Origin of the sequence: Streptomyces sp. BK340 (assembly GCF_007827595.1) — a bacterium.
Classification (GTDB): Bacteria; Actinomycetota; Actinomycetes; order Streptomycetales; family Streptomycetaceae; genus Streptomyces.
Genome location: NZ_VISR01000040.1, coordinates 1 through 16867, shown reverse-complemented (window position 1 = coordinate 16867; position 16867 = coordinate 1). Strand labels below are relative to the sequence as shown.

30 protein-coding genes and 1 pseudogene are annotated in these 16867 nt (G+C 64.9%); 29 read left to right on the top strand and 2 right to left on the bottom strand.

Features of this window, described 5'->3' with window-relative positions; all coding sequences use genetic code 11:
- Positions 1-13: 13 nt before the first annotated feature.
- From rpsJ to rplO, 21 genes are all read left to right on the top strand, one after another.
- Positions 14-322 carry a 30S ribosomal protein S10 gene (rpsJ, locus tag FB157_RS43105; RefSeq protein ID WP_003948644.1) on the top strand — a complete coding sequence of 103 codons (309 nt, stop codon included), beginning with the start codon at positions 14-16 and terminating at the stop codon, positions 320-322.
- A gap of 17 nt (positions 323-339) precedes the next feature.
- Positions 340-984, top strand: coding sequence for a 50S ribosomal protein L3 (gene rplC / locus FB157_RS43100; protein WP_020135811.1), 645 nt, complete (start codon positions 340-342; stop codon positions 982-984).
- An 8-nt stretch (positions 985-992) separates the two neighbouring features.
- On the top strand, positions 993-1646 hold the full coding sequence (gene rplD / locus FB157_RS43095; protein WP_145886673.1) for a 50S ribosomal protein L4: 654 nt from the start codon (positions 993-995) through the stop codon (positions 1644-1646).
- A complete protein-coding gene (gene rplW, locus FB157_RS43090) occupies positions 1646-2065 on the top strand; it encodes a 50S ribosomal protein L23 (protein WP_145886671.1) in 420 nt (139 codons plus the stop codon). Before rplD ends, rplW begins: the two co-directional genes overlap by 1 nt.
- A 40-nt stretch (positions 2066-2105) precedes the next feature.
- Positions 2106-2942 (top strand): 50S ribosomal protein L2, encoded by an 837-nt coding sequence (gene rplB / locus FB157_RS43085; RefSeq protein ID WP_145886669.1) that lies wholly within the window; start codon positions 2106-2108, stop codon positions 2940-2942.
- Positions 2943-2954: 12 nt separating this feature from the next.
- A complete protein-coding gene (gene rpsS / locus FB157_RS43080; RefSeq protein ID WP_003992359.1) occupies positions 2955-3236 on the top strand; it encodes a 30S ribosomal protein S19 in 282 nt (93 codons plus the stop codon).
- 44 nt (positions 3237-3280) lie between these two features.
- Positions 3281-3628 (top strand): 50S ribosomal protein L22, encoded by a 348-nt coding sequence (gene rplV / locus FB157_RS43075; RefSeq protein WP_019329637.1) that lies wholly within the window; start codon positions 3281-3283, stop codon positions 3626-3628.
- Positions 3628-4446: a 30S ribosomal protein S3 gene (gene rpsC, locus FB157_RS43070; RefSeq protein WP_055706471.1), complete on the top strand. Its 819-nt coding sequence runs from the start codon at positions 3628-3630 to the stop codon at positions 4444-4446. Before rplV ends, rpsC begins: the two co-directional genes overlap by 1 nt.
- A gap of 5 nt (positions 4447-4451) precedes the next feature.
- Positions 4452-4871, top strand: coding sequence for a 50S ribosomal protein L16 (rplP, locus tag FB157_RS43065; RefSeq protein ID WP_007443989.1), 420 nt, complete (start codon positions 4452-4454; stop codon positions 4869-4871).
- Positions 4871-5095 carry a 50S ribosomal protein L29 gene (gene rpmC / locus FB157_RS43060; RefSeq protein ID WP_018564811.1) on the top strand — a complete coding sequence of 75 codons (225 nt, stop codon included), beginning with the start codon at positions 4871-4873 and terminating at the stop codon, positions 5093-5095. The genes rplP and rpmC overlap by 1 nt, the downstream gene beginning before the upstream one ends.
- The gene (gene rpsQ / locus FB157_RS43055) at positions 5095-5379 is read left to right on the top strand and encodes a 30S ribosomal protein S17 (protein ID WP_018543912.1); all 285 of its coding nucleotides are present in this window, start codon (positions 5095-5097) and stop codon (positions 5377-5379) included. The genes rpmC and rpsQ overlap by 1 nt, the downstream gene beginning before the upstream one ends.
- Positions 5380-5510: 131 nt before the next feature.
- Complete coding sequence (gene rplN, locus FB157_RS43050; RefSeq protein WP_003998823.1) at positions 5511-5879, top strand: 50S ribosomal protein L14; 369 nt, start codon at positions 5511-5513, stop codon at positions 5877-5879.
- A 2-nt stretch (positions 5880-5881) separates the two neighbouring features.
- On the top strand, positions 5882-6205 hold the full coding sequence (rplX, locus tag FB157_RS43045) for a 50S ribosomal protein L24 (protein ID WP_033272457.1): 324 nt from the start codon (positions 5882-5884) through the stop codon (positions 6203-6205).
- Positions 6205-6762 (top strand): 50S ribosomal protein L5, encoded by a 558-nt coding sequence (rplE, locus tag FB157_RS43040; RefSeq protein WP_145886667.1) that lies wholly within the window; start codon positions 6205-6207, stop codon positions 6760-6762. Before rplX ends, rplE begins: the two co-directional genes overlap by 1 nt.
- A 5-nt stretch (positions 6763-6767) precedes the next feature.
- Positions 6768-6953, top strand: coding sequence for a type Z 30S ribosomal protein S14 (locus FB157_RS43035; RefSeq protein WP_003948630.1), 186 nt, complete (start codon positions 6768-6770; stop codon positions 6951-6953).
- Between the two features lie 212 nt (positions 6954-7165).
- On the top strand, positions 7166-7564 hold the full coding sequence (rpsH, locus tag FB157_RS43025; protein ID WP_116148541.1) for a 30S ribosomal protein S8: 399 nt from the start codon (positions 7166-7168) through the stop codon (positions 7562-7564).
- 24 nt (positions 7565-7588) lie between these two features.
- Positions 7589-8128 (top strand): 50S ribosomal protein L6, encoded by a 540-nt coding sequence (gene rplF, locus FB157_RS43020; RefSeq protein ID WP_020941678.1) that lies wholly within the window; start codon positions 7589-7591, stop codon positions 8126-8128.
- A 3-nt stretch (positions 8129-8131) separates the two neighbouring features.
- The gene (gene rplR / locus FB157_RS43015; RefSeq protein ID WP_145886665.1) at positions 8132-8515 is read left to right on the top strand and encodes a 50S ribosomal protein L18; all 384 of its coding nucleotides are present in this window, start codon (positions 8132-8134) and stop codon (positions 8513-8515) included.
- Between the two features lie 39 nt (positions 8516-8554).
- Positions 8555-9160, top strand: coding sequence for a 30S ribosomal protein S5 (rpsE, locus tag FB157_RS43010; protein ID WP_015658456.1), 606 nt, complete (start codon positions 8555-8557; stop codon positions 9158-9160).
- Complete coding sequence (gene rpmD, locus FB157_RS43005; protein ID WP_003974250.1) at positions 9160-9342, top strand: 50S ribosomal protein L30; 183 nt, start codon at positions 9160-9162, stop codon at positions 9340-9342. The genes rpsE and rpmD overlap by 1 nt, the downstream gene beginning before the upstream one ends.
- A gap of 2 nt (positions 9343-9344) precedes the next feature.
- Positions 9345-9800 (top strand): 50S ribosomal protein L15, encoded by a 456-nt coding sequence (gene rplO, locus FB157_RS43000; RefSeq protein ID WP_023547373.1) that lies wholly within the window; start codon positions 9345-9347, stop codon positions 9798-9800.
- A gap of 77 nt (positions 9801-9877) precedes the next feature.
- Here the strand turns inward: rplO and FB157_RS42995 are convergent, their stop codons facing one another.
- Together FB157_RS42995 and FB157_RS42990 are read right to left on the bottom strand one after the other, a co-directional pair.
- On the bottom strand, positions 9878-10822 hold the full coding sequence (locus FB157_RS42995; RefSeq protein WP_145886663.1) for a hypothetical protein: 945 nt from the start codon (positions 10820-10822) through the stop codon (positions 9878-9880).
- A gap of 95 nt (positions 10823-10917) precedes the next feature.
- Positions 10918-11253, bottom strand: coding sequence for a hypothetical protein (locus tag FB157_RS42990; protein WP_145886661.1), 336 nt, complete (start codon positions 11251-11253; stop codon positions 10918-10920).
- 704 nt (positions 11254-11957) lie between these two features.
- Between FB157_RS42990 and secY the strand changes: the two genes are divergently transcribed.
- The 8 genes and pseudogenes from secY to FB157_RS42950 form a co-directional block, all read left to right on the top strand.
- A complete protein-coding gene (gene secY, locus FB157_RS42985; RefSeq protein WP_145886659.1) occupies positions 11958-13271 on the top strand; it encodes a preprotein translocase subunit SecY in 1314 nt (437 codons plus the stop codon).
- Positions 13271-13936 carry an adenylate kinase gene (locus tag FB157_RS42980; protein WP_145886657.1) on the top strand — a complete coding sequence of 222 codons (666 nt, stop codon included), beginning with the start codon at positions 13271-13273 and terminating at the stop codon, positions 13934-13936. The genes secY and FB157_RS42980 overlap by 1 nt, the downstream gene beginning before the upstream one ends.
- A gap of 100 nt (positions 13937-14036) precedes the next feature.
- On the top strand, positions 14037-14873 hold the full coding sequence (gene map / locus FB157_RS42975; RefSeq protein ID WP_145886781.1) for a type I methionyl aminopeptidase: 837 nt from the start codon (positions 14037-14039) through the stop codon (positions 14871-14873).
- Positions 14874-15024: 151 nt separating this feature from the next.
- On the top strand, positions 15025-15246 hold the full coding sequence (infA, locus tag FB157_RS42970) for a translation initiation factor IF-1 (protein ID WP_004927214.1): 222 nt from the start codon (positions 15025-15027) through the stop codon (positions 15244-15246).
- A gap of 59 nt (positions 15247-15305) precedes the next feature.
- A complete protein-coding gene (rpmJ, locus tag FB157_RS42965; protein ID WP_003998809.1) occupies positions 15306-15419 on the top strand; it encodes a 50S ribosomal protein L36 in 114 nt (37 codons plus the stop codon).
- A 185-nt stretch (positions 15420-15604) separates the two neighbouring features.
- Positions 15605-15985, top strand: a complete 381-nt coding sequence (gene rpsM, locus FB157_RS42960; RefSeq protein ID WP_020135802.1) for a 30S ribosomal protein S13 — start codon at positions 15605-15607, stop codon at positions 15983-15985.
- 65 nt (positions 15986-16050) lie between these two features.
- Complete coding sequence (gene rpsK / locus FB157_RS42955; RefSeq protein ID WP_003956432.1) at positions 16051-16455, top strand: 30S ribosomal protein S11; 405 nt, start codon at positions 16051-16053, stop codon at positions 16453-16455.
- 151 nt (positions 16456-16606) lie between these two features.
- A pseudogene (locus FB157_RS42950) lies at positions 16607-16867 on the top strand (DNA-directed RNA polymerase subunit alpha); the annotation flags it as partial.

Sequence of the window (16867 nt, the reverse complement as noted above, 5' to 3'; positions counted from 1 at the left end):
CTACTGAGTAGCCATGGCGGGACAGAAGATCCGCATCCGGCTCAAGGCCTACGACCACGAGGTCATCGACTCCTCGGCGAAGAAGATCGTCGAGACGGTGACCCGCACTGGTGCGTCGGTCGCGGGCCCGGTGCCGCTGCCCACTGAGAAGAACGTGTACTGCGTCATCAAGTCGCCGCACAAGTACAAGGACTCGCGCGAGCACTTCGAGATGCGCACGCACAAGCGCCTGATCGACATTCTCGACCCCACCCCCAAGACCGTTGACTCTCTGATGCGACTCGACCTCCCGGCCGGTGTCGACATCGAGATCAAGCTCTGAGGGTCGGTGAGCTGAGAATGGCTAAGCAGATCAAGGGCATCCTGGGCGAGAAGCTCGGCATGACGCAGGTGTGGGACGAGAACAACCGCGTTGTTCCGGTCACCGTCGTCAAGGCCGGCCCCAACGTCGTCACCCAGGTCCGTACGAACGATGTCGACGGCTACGAGTCCGTCCAGATCGCTTTCGGCGAGATCGACCCGCGCAAGGTGAACAAGCCCCTCAAGGGCCACTTCGCCAAGGCCGACGTCACTCCCCGCCGCCACCTCGTCGAGATCCGTACCGCTGACGCCAGCGAGTACACCCTCGGCCAGGAGATCACCGCCGAGGTGTTCGAGGCCGGCATCAAGGTCGACGTGACCGGCAAGAGCAAGGGCAAGGGCTTCGCCGGTGTCATGAAGCGTCACAACTTCAAGGGCCTCGGCGCCGGACACGGCACCCAGCGCAAGCACCGCTCGCCCGGTTCCATCGGTGGCTGCGCCACCCCGGGCCGCGTGTTCAAGGGCCTCCGCATGGCGGGTCGCATGGGCAACGAGCGGGTCACCACCCAGAACCTGACCGTCCACGCCGTTGACGCGGAGAAGGGTCTGCTGCTCATCAAGGGCGCGGTTCCCGGTCCGAACGGCGGCCTCGTCCTGGTCCGCACCGCGGCCAAGGGGGCCTGAGGTAACCGATGAGCACTGTTGACATCCTTTCGCCGGCGGGCGACAAGGCCGGTTCCGTCGAGCTCCCCGCGGAGATCTTCGACGCCAAGGTCAGCGTTCCGCTGATCCACCAGGTCGTCGTCGCGCAGCTGGCTGCTGCCCGTCAGGGCACGCACAAGACCAAGACCCGTGGCGAGGTCCGTGGTGGCGGCAAGAAGCCGTACCGCCAGAAGGGCACCGGTCGCGCCCGTCAGGGTTCGACCCGCGCCCCGCAGTTCGCCGGTGGTGGCGTCGTGCACGGCCCGCAGCCGCGTGACTACTCGCAGCGCACCCCGAAGAAGATGAAGGCCGCCGCCCTGCGCGGTGCCCTCACCGACCGGGCGCGTCACAACCGCATCCACGTCGTCTCCGGCGTGGTCGAGGGCGCGAACCCGTCCACGAAGGCCGCCAAGTCGCTGTTCGGCAAGATCTCGGAGCGCAAGAACCTGCTCCTGGTCGTCGACCGCGCCGACGAGGCCGCGTGGCTGTCCGCCCGCAACCTGCCCCAGGTCCACATCCTGGAGCCGGGCCAGCTGAACACGTACGACGTTCTCGTCTCGGACGACGTGGTCTTCACCCAGGCCGCTTTCGAGTCCTTCGTGTCTGGCCCCAAGGCCGCTGACACCGAAGGGAGCGAGGCCTGATGGCTACGCGTCACCCGAGCATTGCCTCGAAGGCCGCCAAGGCCGCCAAGGCCGCGCGCGTCGCCAAGGCGCGTCGCCACGCCACCGAGGGCAAGAACACCGTCGAGACCCCGCTGAGCAAGTCGTACACGGACCCCCGTGACGTGCTGCTCAAGCCGGTCGTCTCCGAGAAGAGCTACGCGCTCCTCGACGAGAACAAGTACACGTTCATCGTCGACCCGAACGCCAACAAGACCCAGATCAAGCAGGCCGTCCAGGCGGTCTTCTCGGTCAAGGTCACCGGGGTCAACACGATCAACCGCCAAGGCAAGCGCAAGCGCACGAAGACCGGCTTCGGTCAGCGTGCCGGCAGCAAGCGCGCGATCGTGACCCTCGCCGAGGGCGACCGTATCGACATCTTCGGCGGTCCGACCGCCTAAGGGCGGTCCGGATCGTCCGATATCGGACGAGGACTGAGAAATGGGAATCCGCAAGTACAAGCCGACTACGCCGGGCCGTCGTGGCGCCAGCGTCGCCGACTTCGTCGAGGTCACGCGGTCCACGCCGGAGAAGTCGCTGGTCCGCCCCCTGCACAGCAAGGGCGGCCGTAACAACGCCGGTCGTGTGACCGTTCGCCACCAGGGTGGCGGACACAAGCGCGCCTACCGCGTGATCGACTTCCGTCGTCACGACAAGGACGGCGTGCCGGCGAAGGTCGCGCACATCGAGTACGACCCCAACCGCACCGCGCGCATCGCGCTGCTGCACTACGCCGACGGCGAGAAGCGCTACATCCTCGCCCCGCGCAACCTGCAGCAGGGTGACCGCGTCGAGAACGGTCCCGGGGCCGACATCAAGCCGGGCAACAACCTGGCCATCCGCAACATCCCGGTCGGTACCACGATCCACGCGATCGAGCTCCGTCCCGGTGGCGGTGCCAAGTTCGCCCGCTCCGCCGGTGCCTCCGTGCAGCTGCTCGCGAAGGAGGGCCAGATGGCCCACCTGCGCATGCCGTCCGGTGAGATCCGCCTGGTCGACATCCGCTGCCGCGCCACCATCGGTGAGGTCGGCAACGCCGAGCAGAGCAACATCAACTGGGGTAAGGCCGGCCGTAAGCGGTGGCTGGGCGTTCGCCCGACCGTCCGTGGTGTCGTCATGAACCCGGTTGACCACCCGCACGGTGGTGGTGAGGGCCGGACCTCCGGTGGTCGCCACCCTGTGTCCCCGTGGGGCAAGAAGGAAGGCCGTACTCGTTCGCCCAAGAAGGCGTCGAACAAGTACATCGTCCGCCGCCGCAAGACGAACAAGAAGCGCTAAGGACGGGTTGAGATGCCTCGTAGCCTGAAGAAGGGGCCCTTCGTCGACGACCACCTGATCAAGAAGGTGGACGCCCAGAACGAAGCCGGCACCAAGAACGTCATCAAGACCTGGTCCCGTCGCTCCATGATCGTCCCGGCCATGCTGGGCCACACGCTCGCGGTGCACAACGGCAAGACCCACATCCCGGTGTTCGTCACCGAGTCGATGGTCGGCCACAAGCTCGGCGAGTTCTCGCCGACCCGCACCTTCCGGGGCCACGTCAAGGACGACCGGAAGTCGAAGCGCCGCTAGTAGCGGATCGCATTCAGACACGTAAGTAACTGAGAGGGACAACCATGGAAGCCAGGGCCCAGGCGCGGTACATCCGCGTTACGCCCATGAAGGCCCGCCGCGTGGTGGACCTTATCCGTGGCATGGACGCCACGGAGGCTCAGGCTGTTCTGCGATTCGCTCCGCAGGCAGCCTCCGTGCCGGTCGGCAAGGTGCTCGACAGCGCCATCGCCAACGCCGCGCACAACTACGACCACACCGACGCCGACAGCCTCTACATCTCCGAGGCGTACGTCGACGAGGGTCCGACCCTGAAGCGGTTCCGTCCGCGTGCCCAGGGCCGTGCCTACCGGATCCGCAAGCGGACCAGCCACATCACCGTGGTCGTCAGCAGCAAGGAAGGAACCCGGTAATGGGCCAGAAGGTTAACCCGCATGGGTTCCGGCTCGGTGTCACCACGGACTTCAAGTCCCGGTGGTACGCCGACAAGCTGTACAAGGACTACGTCAAGGAAGACGTCGCCATCCGTCGGATGATGACGTCCGGCATGGAGCGCGCCGGTATCTCGAAGGTTGAGATCGAGCGCACCCGTGACCGCGTGCGGGTGGACATCCACACCGCTCGTCCGGGCATCGTCATCGGCCGCCGTGGCGCCGAGGCCGACCGCATCCGCGGCGACCTCGAGAAGCTCACGGGCAAGCAGGTCCAGCTGAACATCCTCGAGGTCAAGAACCCCGAGACCGACGCTCAGCTCGTGGCCCAGGCCGTTGCCGAGCAGCTCTCCTCCCGTGTCTCCTTCCGCCGTGCCATGCGCAAGAGCATGCAGTCGGCGATGAAGGCGGGCGCCAAGGGCATCAAGATCCAGTGCGGTGGCCGTCTCGGCGGCGCCGAGATGTCCCGCTCGGAGTTCTACCGCGAGGGCCGTGTGCCCCTGCACACGCTCCGTGCGAACGTGGACTACGGCTTCTTCGAGGCCAAGACGACCTTCGGCCGCATCGGTGTGAAGGTCTGGATCTACAAGGGCGATGTCAAGAACATCGCCGAGGTCCGCGCCGAGAACGCTGCCGCCCGTGCGGGTAACCGCCCGGCTCGCGGTGGCGCCGACCGCCCGGCCCGTGGTGGCCGTGGTGGCGAGCGGCGTGGTCGTAAGCCGCAGCAGGCTGCCGGCGCCGAGGCCCCCAAGGCCGAGGCCCCCGCCGCTCCGGCTGAGAGCACCGGAACGGAGGCCTGACCGACATGCTGATCCCCCGTAGGGTCAAGCACCGCAAGCAGCACCACCCCAAGCGCCGCGGTATGGCCAAGGGTGGTACGACGGTTGCGTTCGGCGAGTACGGCATCCAGGCCCTCACGCCGGCGTACGTGACCAACCGCCAGATCGAGGCGGCTCGTATCGCGATGACCCGCCACATCAAGCGTGGCGGCAAGGTCTGGATCAACATCTACCCGGACCGTCCGCTGACCAAGAAGCCTGCCGAGACCCGCATGGGTTCCGGTAAGGGTTCGCCGGAGTGGTGGATCGCGAACGTTCACCCGGGTCGGGTGATGTTCGAGCTGTCCTACCCGAACGAGAAGATCGCCCGTGAGGCCCTGACTCGTGCAGCCCACAAGCTGCCGATGAAGTGCCGGATCGTCAAGCGCGAGGCAGGTGAAGCGTGATGTCGGCCGGTACCAAGGCGTCCGAGCTGCGCGAGCTGGGCAACGAGGAGCTTCTGGGCAAGCTCCGCGAGGCCAAGGAAGAGCTGTTCAACCTCCGCTTCCAGGCGGCGACGGGGCAGCTCGAGAACCATGGCCGTCTGAAGGCGGTCCGCAAGGACATCGCGCGGATCTACACCCTGATGCGCGAGCGTGAGCTGGGCATCGAAACGGTGGAGAACGCCTGATGAGCGAGAAGAACGTGACTGAGAACGCAGAGGCGCGCGGTTTCCGCAAGACCCGTGAGGGTCTCGTCGTCAGCGACAAGATGGACAAGACCGTCGTCGTCGCTGTCGAGGACCGCGTGAAGCACGCGCTGTACGGCAAGGTCATCCGCCGTACGAACAAGCTCAAGGCGCACGACGAGCAGAACGCTGCGGGCGTCGGCGACCGCGTCCTCCTCATGGAGACCCGGCCGCTGTCCGCGACGAAGCGCTGGCGCGTCGTCGAGATCCTCGAGAAGGCCAAGTAGGTAATTCCCGCAAGGGAATTCCAAAAAGTAAGTTCCTGCGGGACATCCCTCGCAGGACAGTTCCGCCAGGCTCGGCAGGGGTTCCGTAACAGGGCCCCTGCCGGGAACCGGCAGACAAACAGGAGATAGACGTGATCCAGCAGGAGTCGCGACTGCGCGTCGCCGACAACACTGGTGCGAAGGAAATCCTTTGCATCCGTGTGCTCGGTGGCTCCGGTCGCCGCTACGCGGGCATCGGTGACGTCATCGTCGCCACCGTCAAGGACGCGATCCCCGGTGGCAACGTGAAGAAGGGTGACGTCGTCAAGGCGGTCATCGTTCGCACCGTCAAGGAGCGCCGCCGTCCGGACGGCTCGTACATCCGCTTCGACGAGAACGCCGCCGTCATTCTGAAGAACGACGGCGACCCTCGCGGCACCCGCATCTTCGGCCCGGTCGGCCGTGAGCTGCGCGAGAAGAAGTTCATGAAGATCATCTCGCTCGCGCCGGAGGTGCTGTAAGCATGAAGATCAAGAAGGGCGACCTGGTCCAGGTCATCACCGGTAAGGACAAGGGCAAGCAGGGCAAGGTCATCGCGGCCTTCCCCCGCGAGGACCGTGTCCTGGTCGAGGGTGTCAACCGGGTCAAGAAGCACACCAAGGCCGGCCCGACCGCCAGCGGTTCGCAGGCCGGCGGCATCGTCACGACCGAGGCGCCGATCCACGTCTCCAACGTCCAGCTGGTCGTTGAGAAGGACGGCAACAAGGTCGTCACGCGTGTCGGTTACCGCTTCGACGACGAAGGCAACAAGATCCGCGTTGCCAAGCGGACGGGTGAGGACATCTGATGGCTACCACCACCACTCCGCGTCTGAAGGCGAAGTACCGCGAGGAGATCGCGGGCAAGCTGCGTGACGAGTTCAAGTACGAGAACGTCATGCAGATCCCCGGCCTCGTCAAGATCGTGGTCAACATGGGTGTGGGCGACGCCGCCCGCGACTCCAAGCTGATCGACGGCGCCATCCGCGACCTCACCACGATCACCGGTCAGAAGCCGCAGGTCACCAAGGCCCGCAAGTCCATCGCGCAGTTCAAGCTGCGTGAGGGTCAGCCGATCGGTGCCCACGTCACGCTCCGTGGCGACCGCATGTGGGAGTTCCTGGACCGCACCCTGTCGCTCGCGCTCCCGCGCATCCGCGACTTCCGCGGCCTGTCCCCGAAGCAGTTCGACGGCCGTGGCAACTACACCTTCGGTCTCACGGAGCAGGTCATGTTCCACGAGATCGACCAGGACAAGATCGACCGCGTCCGGGGTATGGACATCACCGTGGTCACCACGGCGACCAACGACGCTGAGGGCCGTGCCCTTCTCCGTCACCTCGGCTTCCCGTTCAAGGAGGCGTAAGCGAGATGGCGAAGAAGGCTCTGATTGCCAAGGCTGCTCGTAAGCCCAAGTTCGGTGTGCGTGGCTACACCCGCTGCCAGCGCTGCGGCCGCCCGCACTCCGTGTACCGCAAGTTCGGCCTGTGCCGCGTGTGCCTTCGTGAGATGGCTCACCGTGGCGAGCTGCCGGGCGTGACCAAGAGCTCCTGGTAATCCCCGCTTTTTAGGGATTCCTGAAGCTCTCGGTAAGCATCTGGGTCGGCAGGGGCCCTTCTCCGCATGCCGTAGGCTTGTGGGGTTGGGCGTCTGCCGCGCCCGTACGACTTACTACGCCGTAGGTCCACCGCATCGCACCCGCCTCGTCTCGGATCGAGGAGAGGGATGGGCACCTGGAAACCCCGGCGAGAGAGGCCGAAGGCCAATTCATGACCATGACTGATCCGATCGCAGACATGCTTACGCGTCTGCGGAACGCGAACTCGGCATACCACGACTCCGTGACGATGCCGGCGTCCAAGATCAAGTCTCACATCGCGGAGATCCTCCAGCAGGAGGGCTTCATCACGGGCTGGCGCGTCGAGGACGCCGAGGTGGGCAAGAACCTCACCCTCGAGCTGAAGTTCGGCCCGAACCGTGAGCGCTCCATCGCGGGCATCAAGCGGATCTCCAAGCCCGGTCTCCGGGTGTACGCGAAGTCCACCAACCTGCCCAAGGTGCTGGGTGGCCTCGGCGTGGCGATCATCTCCACGTCGCACGGGCTCCTCACCGACAAGCAGGCCGGCAAGAAGGGCGTGGGTGGGGAAGTCCTCGCCTACGTCTGGTAGCGGAAGGGAACGGAGGAAACAGCTATGTCGCGTATTGGCAAGCTCCCCATCACGGTTCCCGCCGGCGTGGACGTCACCATCGACGGCCGTACGGTCTCGGTCAAGGGCCCCAAGGGCACGCTGACCCACACCGTCGTTGCGCCGATCGACATCGTCAAGGGTGAGGACGGCGTGCTGAACGTCACCCGTCCGAACGACGAGCGTCAGAACAAGGCCCTGCACGGCCTGTCCCGCACGCTGGTGGCGAACATGATCACCGGCGTGACCCAGGGTTACGTGAAGAAGCTCGAGATCAGCGGTGTCGGTTACCGCGTCACGGCCAAGGGCTCGAACCTCGAGTTCGCGCTCGGCTACAGCCACCCGATCACCGTCGAGGCGCCCGAGGGCATCACCTTCAAGGTGGAGACCCCGACCCGCTTCCAGGTCGAGGGCATCGACAAGCAGAAGGTCGGCGAGGTTGCGGCCAACATCCGCAAGCTGCGCAAGCCTGACCCGTACAAGGCCAAGGGCGTCAAGTACGAGGGCGAAGTCATCCGCCGCAAGGTCGGAAAGGCGGGTAAGTAAGCCATGGCATACGGGCAGAAGATCCTCAAGGGCGACGCCTACAAGCGCGCCGCGATCAAGCGCCGTCACATCCGGATCCGCAAGCGGATCTCCGGTACGGCGGAGCGTCCCCGTCTGGTCGTGACCCGCTCCAACCGCCACATCGTGGCGCAGGTGATCGACGACCTCAAGGGCCACACCCTGGCGTCCGCGTCCACCCTGGACGCGTCCGTCCGCGGTGGCGAGGGCGACAAGTCCTCGCAGGCCAAGCAGGTCGGCGCCCTGGTCGCCGAGCGTGCCAAGGCCGCCGGTGTCGAGGCTGTCGTGTTCGACCGTGGTGGCAACCAGTACGCCGGGCGCATTGCCGCCCTGGCGGACGCCGCCCGCGAAGCCGGGCTCAAGTTCTGAGCCTGCCGTAGCTAGCGGAAACAGAGAGAGGTAATTCCAATGGCTGGACCCCAGCGCCGCGGTGGCGGTGCCGGTGGCGGCGAGCGGCGGGACCGGAAGGGCCGTGACGGCGGCGCTGCTGCCGCCGAGAAGACCGCGTACGTTGAGCGCGTTGTCGCGATCAACCGCGTCGCCAAGGTTGTGAAGGGTGGTCGTCGCTTCAGCTTCACCGCGCTGGTCGTGGTGGGCGACGGTGACGGCACCGTGGGTGTCGGTTACGGCAAGGCCAAGGAGGTGCCGGCCGCCATCGCCAAGGGCGTTGAGGAGGCCAAGAAGCACTTCTTCAAGGTCCCCCGTATCCAGGGCACCATCCCGCACCCGATCCAGGGTGAGAAGGCTGCCGGCGTCGTGCTGCTCAAGCCCGCGTCCCCCGGTACCGGTGTTATCGCCGGTGGTCCGGTGCGTGCCGTGCTCGAGTGCGCCGGTATCCACGACATCCTGTCGAAGTCGCTCGGCTCCGACAACGCGATCAACATCGTGCACGCGACCGTGGAGGCCCTGAAGGGCCTGCAGCGTCCCGAGGAGGTCGCGGCCCGCCGTGGCCTGCCCCTCGAGGACGTCGCTCCCGCGGCTCTGCTGCGTGCGCGTGCCGGGGCGGGTGCGTGATGGCTCAGCTCAAGATCACGCAGGTCAAGTCCTACATCGGTAGCAAGCAGAACCACCGCGACACCCTGCGCTCCCTTGGTCTCAAGGGCATCAACACGCAGGTCGTCAAGGAGGACCGCCCCGAGTTCCGCGGCATGGTGCACACCGTCCGCCACCTCGTGACGGTCGAGGAGGTCGACTGATCATGGCGGAGCAGAACCCGCTCAAGATCCACAACCTCCGTCCGGCCCCCGGCGCCAAGACCGCCAAGACCCGTGTCGGTCGTGGTGAGGCGTCGAAGGGTAAGACGGCCGGTCGTGGTACCAAGGGTACGAAGGCCCGTTACCAGGTTCCGGAGCGCTTCGAGGGTGGCCAGATGCCGCTCCACATGCGCCTCCCGAAGCTGAAGGGCTTCAAGAACCCGTTCAAGACCGAGTTCCAGGTCGTGAACCTCGACAAGCTGGCCGCGCTCTACCCCGAGGGTGGCGAGGTCACGGTCGAGGGTCTGGTGGCCAAGGGTGCCGTTCGCAAGAACAGCCTCGTCAAGGTCCTCGGCCAGGGCGAGATCTCCGTGGCGCTGCAGGTGACGGTCGACGCCGTCTCCGGCTCCGCCAAGGAGAAGATCACCGCCGCCGGCGGTACGGTCACCGAGCTCGTCTGAGCTCGTTCTCAGTAGCAAGTAGAGCCGCCCCCCGCGTTGTCGCGGGGGGCGGCTCTACTTGTTCATAGCCTCGACTTTCAGGCCGGCTGTCTATTGACTTCTTTCCTGGCGTTGGACAGCCACACCTTCAAGTCTTTCTGAAGCGATTTCAGAGTCGTTGACTGCTCTGCAGCCATGTTTCGCTCGTTCTCGGATTGAACTTCCACCACGGTGTCCAGGTAGCGGACCTCCTTCTTGCACTTCATATCCGCTACCGCCACAGATGTTTCCAGCTTTGTCGGCCTGTTGCCTTTGGACCATCGGCTGTCAGTCGCCGCTTCCGCCGGAGAGGCGTAGTGAAACCCTGCTTTCTGCATGCAGGAAGACCACTCTTCGGTGACGCTCTTGACTCTTTCATCGCTGTCGGATTTCACGGCAGTGGAGTACCGCATAGCGCTCAACACGGTGTCGAAAATTCCATCTGGTGTTGCGCTTGCGTCATGCGTAATCGACATGCCGTCGATTTGAATTCGTTGGTGCCTCGTTCCCCTCATGAGGGTCTGGGCGGCGAATGCCGAGCATCCGCCCTTGGGGACGGTCTTGCGTTTGTACTGCCTTAGGGTTCCGTCTAATAGCGCGATCTGCGTACGCGTAGCCCGACTCTTCCACTCCGTATCTGAATCGGACGCCTTGCGCGCAACTTCGTAGCCGTGTTCTCTGGCCTGCGACACAGGGAATATCAGGAACTCGGAAAGATTCGACTCCTCGTGTTCCAGCCGGGGCATTGGCAGGGGGTGACTCGCGTAGTGAAGATTGCGCATGCATCGATTGGTCAGAGAGGCTTCTGCCTTCCGGATCTGGAGAACGTCTTGCGGTGACAGGAAGTATCTGTCCAGCGGCCGGTTGACGTGTTCCGCCTTCGCATCGATGCTCGCGTGTTCGGGCCGGTGTCTCTCCTGCGAGCCCTTTCCCTCTGTCGAGCAGGCGACCAGCGCTGCAGCGAGCGCAAGAGTGCCTATGCTGCGCTGAGTAAGATTCTTCATTCCTCTTTCAGCTGCCCTATGAGACGGCTGAGTGCCGGCCCTGAAGGACCGGCACTCAGTTCAACTGCATTTGGTTGATGGCGTCACTCGGAGGATTAACAGCGCCACTTCTCGAGCGAGGAGGCCTCGTTGTACATCCAGGAGTAGCCACCCGTGAAGTCGAACTTCACGCCCTTGGCGATGTGGAAGCTGTAGCCCGTGTAGTTCACGTTCTTCCAAATGGTCCAGCCCTCGCAGTCAGGGTTCGACCCCGCCTTGACAGAGCTGATGTCATCACCGATATAGCCGTGGTCGCCACGGAACCAGTACATTCCGTGGAAATTCTTGTGTCCGCCCCTGAGGTCGTAGTAGCCCTCACTCGCCTTCTCGCCGTAGGAGTCGTACACGCACAGTTCGGTGCTCTCGCACTTTCCGTCCCCCGTAGAGGCCATGGCAGGTGACGAGAGCGTCGCAGTCAACGCAATCCCAGCTACAACGGCTGCCGCAGTACTGGCGGCCAGACGCGCCTTTGCCACAGGTCCCCCTTTATTTGGAATGTGTTTTCGTGCGTGATGTCCTCGCGCACGAGTGCGATCAGTTGAAAATCCCTGATCGGATTGGTCGCCGATGATCATAGGGAGCCTGGTTTGAACCTGTCAAGGAATTTTGGCCGCCCCTGGGTGGCAGATGATGGCTGAAAACGGAGGCAGTTCGAATTTAAAATTATCCTTGACCGACGGCCTGTGGTATCGCCCGGCGATGAGCTGAGGCGTTGGTGGGTGATCAGTGGCGGGCAGGTTTGGGGAATGCTCCGTGTCTTTGGATGCCAGATCGTCGCTCCCTGTCGACCCGCGGACCCGCGTCGAGCAGGGCCTCGCGGCAGGATGCGCCGCGTTCGATCAGGGGGTCTGCGAGGTGCCTGTGCGGGGACGAGGGTGGTTTCCAGGCATACATTCGAATATGTCCCGAAGTGTGGGCCACGTCACCTCACTCCTGACGGGCCGTCGGTCGGCGTTCCGGCTCAGCCCTGATATAGGTAGGCTGTGGCGACTGGCATCCAGCGCCGTCTTGGCATGCCGTAACCTCGTTACACAGGCTCATCAACCCGAAATTAGTCGTCACCTCACGCGCATACGCGGGGGTCGCAGGAGGCACCGTGCTCACCGCGTTCGCCCGGGCGTTCAGGACGCCCGACCTGCGCAAGAAGCTGCTGTTCACGCTGGCCATCATCGTGGTCTACCGGGTCGGTACCCATGTCCCGATCCCGGGCGTCAACTACAAGAACGTGCAGACGTGTGTCCGTGAGGCCTCCGGTAATCAGGGTCTCTTCGGGCTGGTCAACATGTTCAGCGGTGGTGCGCTGCTGCAGATCACGATCTTCGCGCTCGGGATCATGCCGTACATCACGGCGAGCATCATCCTGCAGCTGTTGACGGTCGTGATTCCGCGCCTGGAAGCGCTCAAGAAGGAAGGGCAGGCGGGTACTGCCAAGATCACGCAGTACACCCGCTACCTGACCGTGGCGCTGGCCATCCTCCAGGGCACCGGCCTGGTGGCCACCGCCCGCAGCGGTGCTCTGTTCAGCACCTGCTCGGTGGCGAACCAGATCGTCCCGGACCAGGCGATCTTCACCACCATCACCATGGTCATCTGCATGACCGCCGGTACGGCCGTCGTCATGTGGCTCGGTGAGCTGATCACCGACCGCGGCATCGGCAACGGCATGTCGATCCTGATGTTCATCTCGATCGCCGCGACCTTCCCGTCCGCGCTGTGGGCCATCAAGAAGCAGGGCTCCCTGGCCGGCGGCTGGATCGAGTTCGGCACCGTCATCCTGGTCGGCCTGGTCATGGTCGGGCTCGTCGTCTTCGTGGAGCAGGCCCAGCGCCGTATCCCGGTGCAGTACGCGAAGCGCATGATCGGGCGTCGTTCCTACGGTGGTACGTCCACCTACATCCCGCTCAAGGTGAACCAGGCGGGTGTGATTCCCGTCATCTTCGCCTCGTCGCTGCTCTACATTCCGGCGCTGGTGGCCCAGTTCTCCGGGGGCAACTCGGGCTGGAAGCAGTGGGTCCAGAACAACCTGACCAAGGGCGACCACCCGATTTACATCACTCTGTACTTCTTGCTCATCGTTTTCTTCGCGTTCTTCTACGTGGCGATCTCCTTCAACCCCGAGGAAGTCGCCGACAACATGAAGAAGTATGGTGGCTTCATCCCGGGCATCCGGGCTGGCCGACCGACCGCTGAGTACCTGAGCTACGTGCTCAACCGGATCACCTGGCCGGGTTCGCTGTATCTGGGACTGATCGCTCTCGTGCCAACAATGGCGTTGGTCGGGTTCAACGCGTCGAACAACTTCCCGTTCGGCGGGACCAGCATCCTGATCATCGTGGGTGTGGGTCTTGAGACGGTGAAGCAGATCGAGAGCCAGCTCCAGCAGCGCAATTACGAAGGGTTCCTCCGCTGATGCGTATCGTCCTCGTCGGGCCGCCTGGTGCCGGTAAGGGAACGCAAGCCGTCCGGCTCGCAGAGAAGCTGGCCATCCCGCACATCTCCACCGGTGACCTGTTCCGGGCGAACATCAGCCGGCAGACCGAGCTGGGCAAGCTCGCGAAGTCCTACATGGACGCCGGCAACCTCGTACCCGACGAGGTCACCATCGCGATGGCCAAGGACCGCATGGAGCAGGCGGACGCGGAGAACGGCTTCCTGCTGGACGGCTTCCCGCGCAACGTCTCGCAGGCCGAGGCGCTGGACCGCCTGCTGGACGACGAGGGCATCAAGCTGGACGCCGTCCTGGACCTGGAGGTCCCGGAGGAGGAGGTCGTCAAGCGGATCGCCGGCCGGCGCATCTGCCGCAACGACTCGTCCCACGTCTTCCACGTGACGTACAGCCCGCCGAAGCAGGAGGGCGTGTGCGACGTCTGCGGCGGTGAGCTGTACCAGCGCGACGACGACTCCGAGGAGACCGTCCGTACGCGGCTGGAGGTCTACCACACGCAGACCGAGCCGATCATCGACTACTACAAGGCGCAGGGCCTGGTCGTGACGATCTCCGCCCTGGGTCCGGTCGACGAGATCACGCAGCGGGCGCTGGAGGCGCTCAAGCGCGAGAAGGCCGAGAACAAGTAGATCGCGGTCCTTCCGGCCGCGGTGCCCTCCCCGGGCGCCGCGGCCGTAGTGTTGTGTAGGTAACCCAGTCGACGTGAGTGACGGAGAGCGCAGGCCCCCCATGGTGCAGATCAAGACCCCCGAGCAGATCGCCAAGATGCGTGCGGCGGGCCTGGTCGTAGCCGCCATCCACGCGGCCACTCGCGAAGTCGCCGTCCCCGGCGCCAGCACCAAGGACCTGGACGAGGTCGCCCGCAAGGTGATCGCCGAGCACGGTGCCAAGTCGAACTTCCTCGGCTACGGCGGCTTCCCCGCGACGATCTGCACCTCGGTCAATGACGTCGTGGTGCACGGCATCCCCTCCGACGACGTCGTCCTGAAGGACGGCGACGTCATCTCCATCGACTGCGGCGCGATCGTCGACGGCTGGCACGGCGACGCCGCGTACACCGCCTTCGTGGGCTCCGGTCACGCTCCGGAGCTGATCGAACTCTCCCGGGTGACCGAGGAGTCGATGTGGGCCGGCATCGCGGCCATGAAGCAGGGCAACCGCCTGGTCGACGTCTCCCGGGCCATCGAGACGTACATCCGCCGCCAGCCGAAGCCCGGCGGCGGCCGCTACGGCATCATCGAGGACTACGGCGGCCACGGCATCGGCACCGAGATGCACATGGACCCGCACCTGCTGAACTATGTCGACCGCCGCCGCGGCAAGGGCGCCAAGCTGGTCCCCGGCTTCTGCCTCGCGATCGAGCCGATGGTCTCCCTCGGCACCCCGCGGACCGAGGTCCTCGAGGACGACTGGACGGTCATCACGACCGACGGCAGCTGGTCCTCCCACTGGGAACACTCGGTCGCGCTGACCGAGGAGGGCCCGCTGGTGCTGACGGCTCCCGACGGCGGCAGGGCGAAGCTGGCCGAGTACGGGATCGTGGCCGCTCCCGATCCCCTTGCATGACGATCTTCCATGCGGGGCAGATTCCCTCGATTCGTGTTTCCGGGTGCGCTGACGTAGACTGACTCGTCGGCTCTCGTGTACCCGCATGTCCGCATGCGCCCGTAAGGGAAGCAGGAGAGTCGATCAAGGTAGTCGATTCGAAGGGCGAAGCGTGGCCAAGAAGCAAGGTGCCATCGAGATCGAGGGCACTGTCGTCGAGTCTCTGCCGAACGCCATGTTCAGGGTCGAGCTCCAGAACGGCCACCAGGTCCTGGCACACATCAGCGGCAAGATGCGTATGCACTACATCCGCATCCTCCCTGACGACCGGGTCGTGGTGGAGCTTTCTCCGTACGACCTGACGCGTGGCCGGATCGTCTACCGGTACAAGTAGATCTTGCCCGCATCCCGTTCCGGCGGGGTGGTGGCACTGACCCGGAGAACCTCAATCCCATGAAGGTCAAGCCGAGCGTCAAGAAGATCTGCGACAAGTGCAGGGTGATCCGCCGTCACGGTCGGGTCATGGTCATCTGCGAGAACCCGCGCCACAAGCAGCGCCAGGGCTGACGCAGGACCGAACCCTCTGCACCCGCAGAGATTCGCGCGACGCAAGCTGAATTTGTTCATACGCAGAGCCCGAGCCATCCAGCTCGACACCCTCGGTTCGGAGGCCGAGGACCCGGTTCGTACCTCGTACGGCGGCCGGGAGCCGGCTCTGCGGAAGACCTCCGAAGATCACCAGGAGCCATTGAATGGCACGCGTTTCCGGTGTTGACATCCCGCGCGAAAAGCGTGTGGAAGTCGCCCTCACCTATGTGTTCGGCATCGGCCGGACGCTCTCCCAGCAGACGCTGGCCGAGACCGGTATCGACCCGAACACCCGCGTTCGTGACCTGAGCGAAGAGCAGCTGGTCGCGATCCGCGAGTACGTCGACAACAACATCAAGACCGAGGGTGACCTCCGTCGCGAGATCCAGGCCGACATTCGCCGCAAGGTCGAGATCGGCTGCTACCAGGGTCTGCGGCACCGCCGCGGTCTGCCCGTCCGCGGTCAGCGCACCAGCACCAACGCTCGCACCCGCAAGGGCCCGCGTCGCGCCATCGCCGGCAAGAAGAAGCCGGGCAAGAAGTAGTCCGCAGCGGACCTCAGTCCACGGTCTTCGCTGTAGGACCGACCACCTCCCGTAGGAGTTAGTAGATGCCCCCCAAGGGACGTCAGGGCGCTGCCAAGAAGGTGCGCCGCAAGGAAAAGAAGAACGTCGCTCACGGCCACGCGCACATCAAGAGCACGTTCAACAACACGATCGTCTCCATCACGGACCCGTCCGGCAACGTGATCTCCTGGGCCTCCGCCGGCCACGTCGGCTTCAAGGGCTCCCGGAAGTCCACGCCGTTCGCCGCGCAGATGGCCGCCGAGTCGGCTGCCCGCCGCGCTCAGGAGCACGGCATGCGCAAGGTCGACGTGTTCGTCAAGGGCCCGGGCTCCGGTCGTGAGACCGCGATCCGCTCCCTGCAGGCCACGGGCCTCGAGGTCGGCTCCATCCAGGACGTCACCCCGACCCCGCACAACGGCTGCCGTCCGCCGAAGCGTCGTCGCGTCTGACGCGTCGCCTTCGCGGCCTGCGGTTCTCGGGCGGTACCACCCCATCGGGGTCGTGCCGCCCGTACCCTTGCAGTACCCCGTGCTGCGCGAGCGGCGCGGTCCGTCGGGCGTCAAATAGCGGGCGTCCACGAAAGAAGGATCTGATCCACACATGCTGATCGCTCAGCGTCCCTCGTTGACCGAAGAGGTCGTCGACGAGTTCCGCTCCCGGTTCGTGATCGAGCCGCTGGAGCCGGGCTTCGGCTACACCCTCGGCAACTCCCTGCGCCGGACCCTCCTGTCGTCGATCCCGGGTGCGGCGGTCACGTCCATCCGTATCGACGGTGTCCTGCACGAGTTCACCACCGTGCCGGGCGTCAAGGAGGACGTCACCGACCTGATCCTCAACATCAAGCAGCTGGTCGTCTCCTCG

What these genes read in the sequence shown, in the direction of transcription:
- rpsS (WP_003992359.1), top strand. Translation starts at nt 2,955, where the DNA reads ATGCCTCGTAGCCTGAAGAAGGGGCCCTTCGTCGACGACCACCTGATC.
- rplB (WP_145886669.1), top strand. Translation starts at nt 2,106, where the DNA reads ATGGGAATCCGCAAGTACAAGCCGACTACGCCGGGCCGTCGTGGCGCC.
- rpsH (WP_116148541.1), top strand. Translation starts at nt 7,166, where the DNA reads ATGACCATGACTGATCCGATCGCAGACATGCTTACGCGTCTGCGGAAC.
- FB157_RS42980 (WP_145886657.1), top strand. Translation starts at nt 13,271, where the DNA reads ATGCGTATCGTCCTCGTCGGGCCGCCTGGTGCCGGTAAGGGAACGCAA.
- rplC (WP_020135811.1), top strand. Translation starts at nt 340, where the DNA reads ATGGCTAAGCAGATCAAGGGCATCCTGGGCGAGAAGCTCGGCATGACG.
- FB157_RS42990 (WP_145886661.1), bottom strand. Translation starts at nt 11,253, where the DNA reads ATGGCCTCTACGGGGGACGGAAAGTGCGAGAGCACCGAACTGTGCGTG.
- rpmD (WP_003974250.1), top strand. Translation starts at nt 9,160, where the DNA reads ATGGCTCAGCTCAAGATCACGCAGGTCAAGTCCTACATCGGTAGCAAG.
- rpsQ (WP_018543912.1), top strand. Translation starts at nt 5,095, where the DNA reads ATGAGCGAGAAGAACGTGACTGAGAACGCAGAGGCGCGCGGTTTCCGC.
- rpsC (WP_055706471.1), top strand. Translation starts at nt 3,628, where the DNA reads ATGGGCCAGAAGGTTAACCCGCATGGGTTCCGGCTCGGTGTCACCACG.
- FB157_RS42995 (WP_145886663.1), bottom strand. Translation starts at nt 10,822, where the DNA reads ATGAAGAATCTTACTCAGCGCAGCATAGGCACTCTTGCGCTCGCTGCA.
- rplD (WP_145886673.1), top strand. Translation starts at nt 993, where the DNA reads ATGAGCACTGTTGACATCCTTTCGCCGGCGGGCGACAAGGCCGGTTCC.
- FB157_RS43035 (WP_003948630.1), top strand. Translation starts at nt 6,768, where the DNA reads ATGGCGAAGAAGGCTCTGATTGCCAAGGCTGCTCGTAAGCCCAAGTTC.
- map (WP_145886781.1), top strand. Translation starts at nt 14,037, where the DNA reads ATGGTGCAGATCAAGACCCCCGAGCAGATCGCCAAGATGCGTGCGGCG.
- rplE (WP_145886667.1), top strand. Translation starts at nt 6,205, where the DNA reads ATGGCTACCACCACCACTCCGCGTCTGAAGGCGAAGTACCGCGAGGAG.
- rpmJ (WP_003998809.1), top strand. Translation starts at nt 15,306, where the DNA reads ATGAAGGTCAAGCCGAGCGTCAAGAAGATCTGCGACAAGTGCAGGGTG.
- rplW (WP_145886671.1), top strand. Translation starts at nt 1,646, where the DNA reads ATGGCTACGCGTCACCCGAGCATTGCCTCGAAGGCCGCCAAGGCCGCC.
- rpsE (WP_015658456.1), top strand. Translation starts at nt 8,555, where the DNA reads ATGGCTGGACCCCAGCGCCGCGGTGGCGGTGCCGGTGGCGGCGAGCGG.
- rplF (WP_020941678.1), top strand. Translation starts at nt 7,589, where the DNA reads ATGTCGCGTATTGGCAAGCTCCCCATCACGGTTCCCGCCGGCGTGGAC.
- rplV (WP_019329637.1), top strand. Translation starts at nt 3,281, where the DNA reads ATGGAAGCCAGGGCCCAGGCGCGGTACATCCGCGTTACGCCCATGAAG.
- rpsK (WP_003956432.1), top strand. Translation starts at nt 16,051, where the DNA reads ATGCCCCCCAAGGGACGTCAGGGCGCTGCCAAGAAGGTGCGCCGCAAG.
- rpsJ (WP_003948644.1), top strand. Translation starts at nt 14, where the DNA reads ATGGCGGGACAGAAGATCCGCATCCGGCTCAAGGCCTACGACCACGAG.
- rpmC (WP_018564811.1), top strand. Translation starts at nt 4,871, where the DNA reads ATGTCGGCCGGTACCAAGGCGTCCGAGCTGCGCGAGCTGGGCAACGAG.
- rplR (WP_145886665.1), top strand. Translation starts at nt 8,132, where the DNA reads ATGGCATACGGGCAGAAGATCCTCAAGGGCGACGCCTACAAGCGCGCC.
- rplP (WP_007443989.1), top strand. Translation starts at nt 4,452, where the DNA reads ATGCTGATCCCCCGTAGGGTCAAGCACCGCAAGCAGCACCACCCCAAG.
- rplX (WP_033272457.1), top strand. Translation starts at nt 5,882, where the DNA reads ATGAAGATCAAGAAGGGCGACCTGGTCCAGGTCATCACCGGTAAGGAC.
- rplO (WP_023547373.1), top strand. Translation starts at nt 9,345, where the DNA reads ATGGCGGAGCAGAACCCGCTCAAGATCCACAACCTCCGTCCGGCCCCC.
- rpsM (WP_020135802.1), top strand. Translation starts at nt 15,605, where the DNA reads ATGGCACGCGTTTCCGGTGTTGACATCCCGCGCGAAAAGCGTGTGGAA.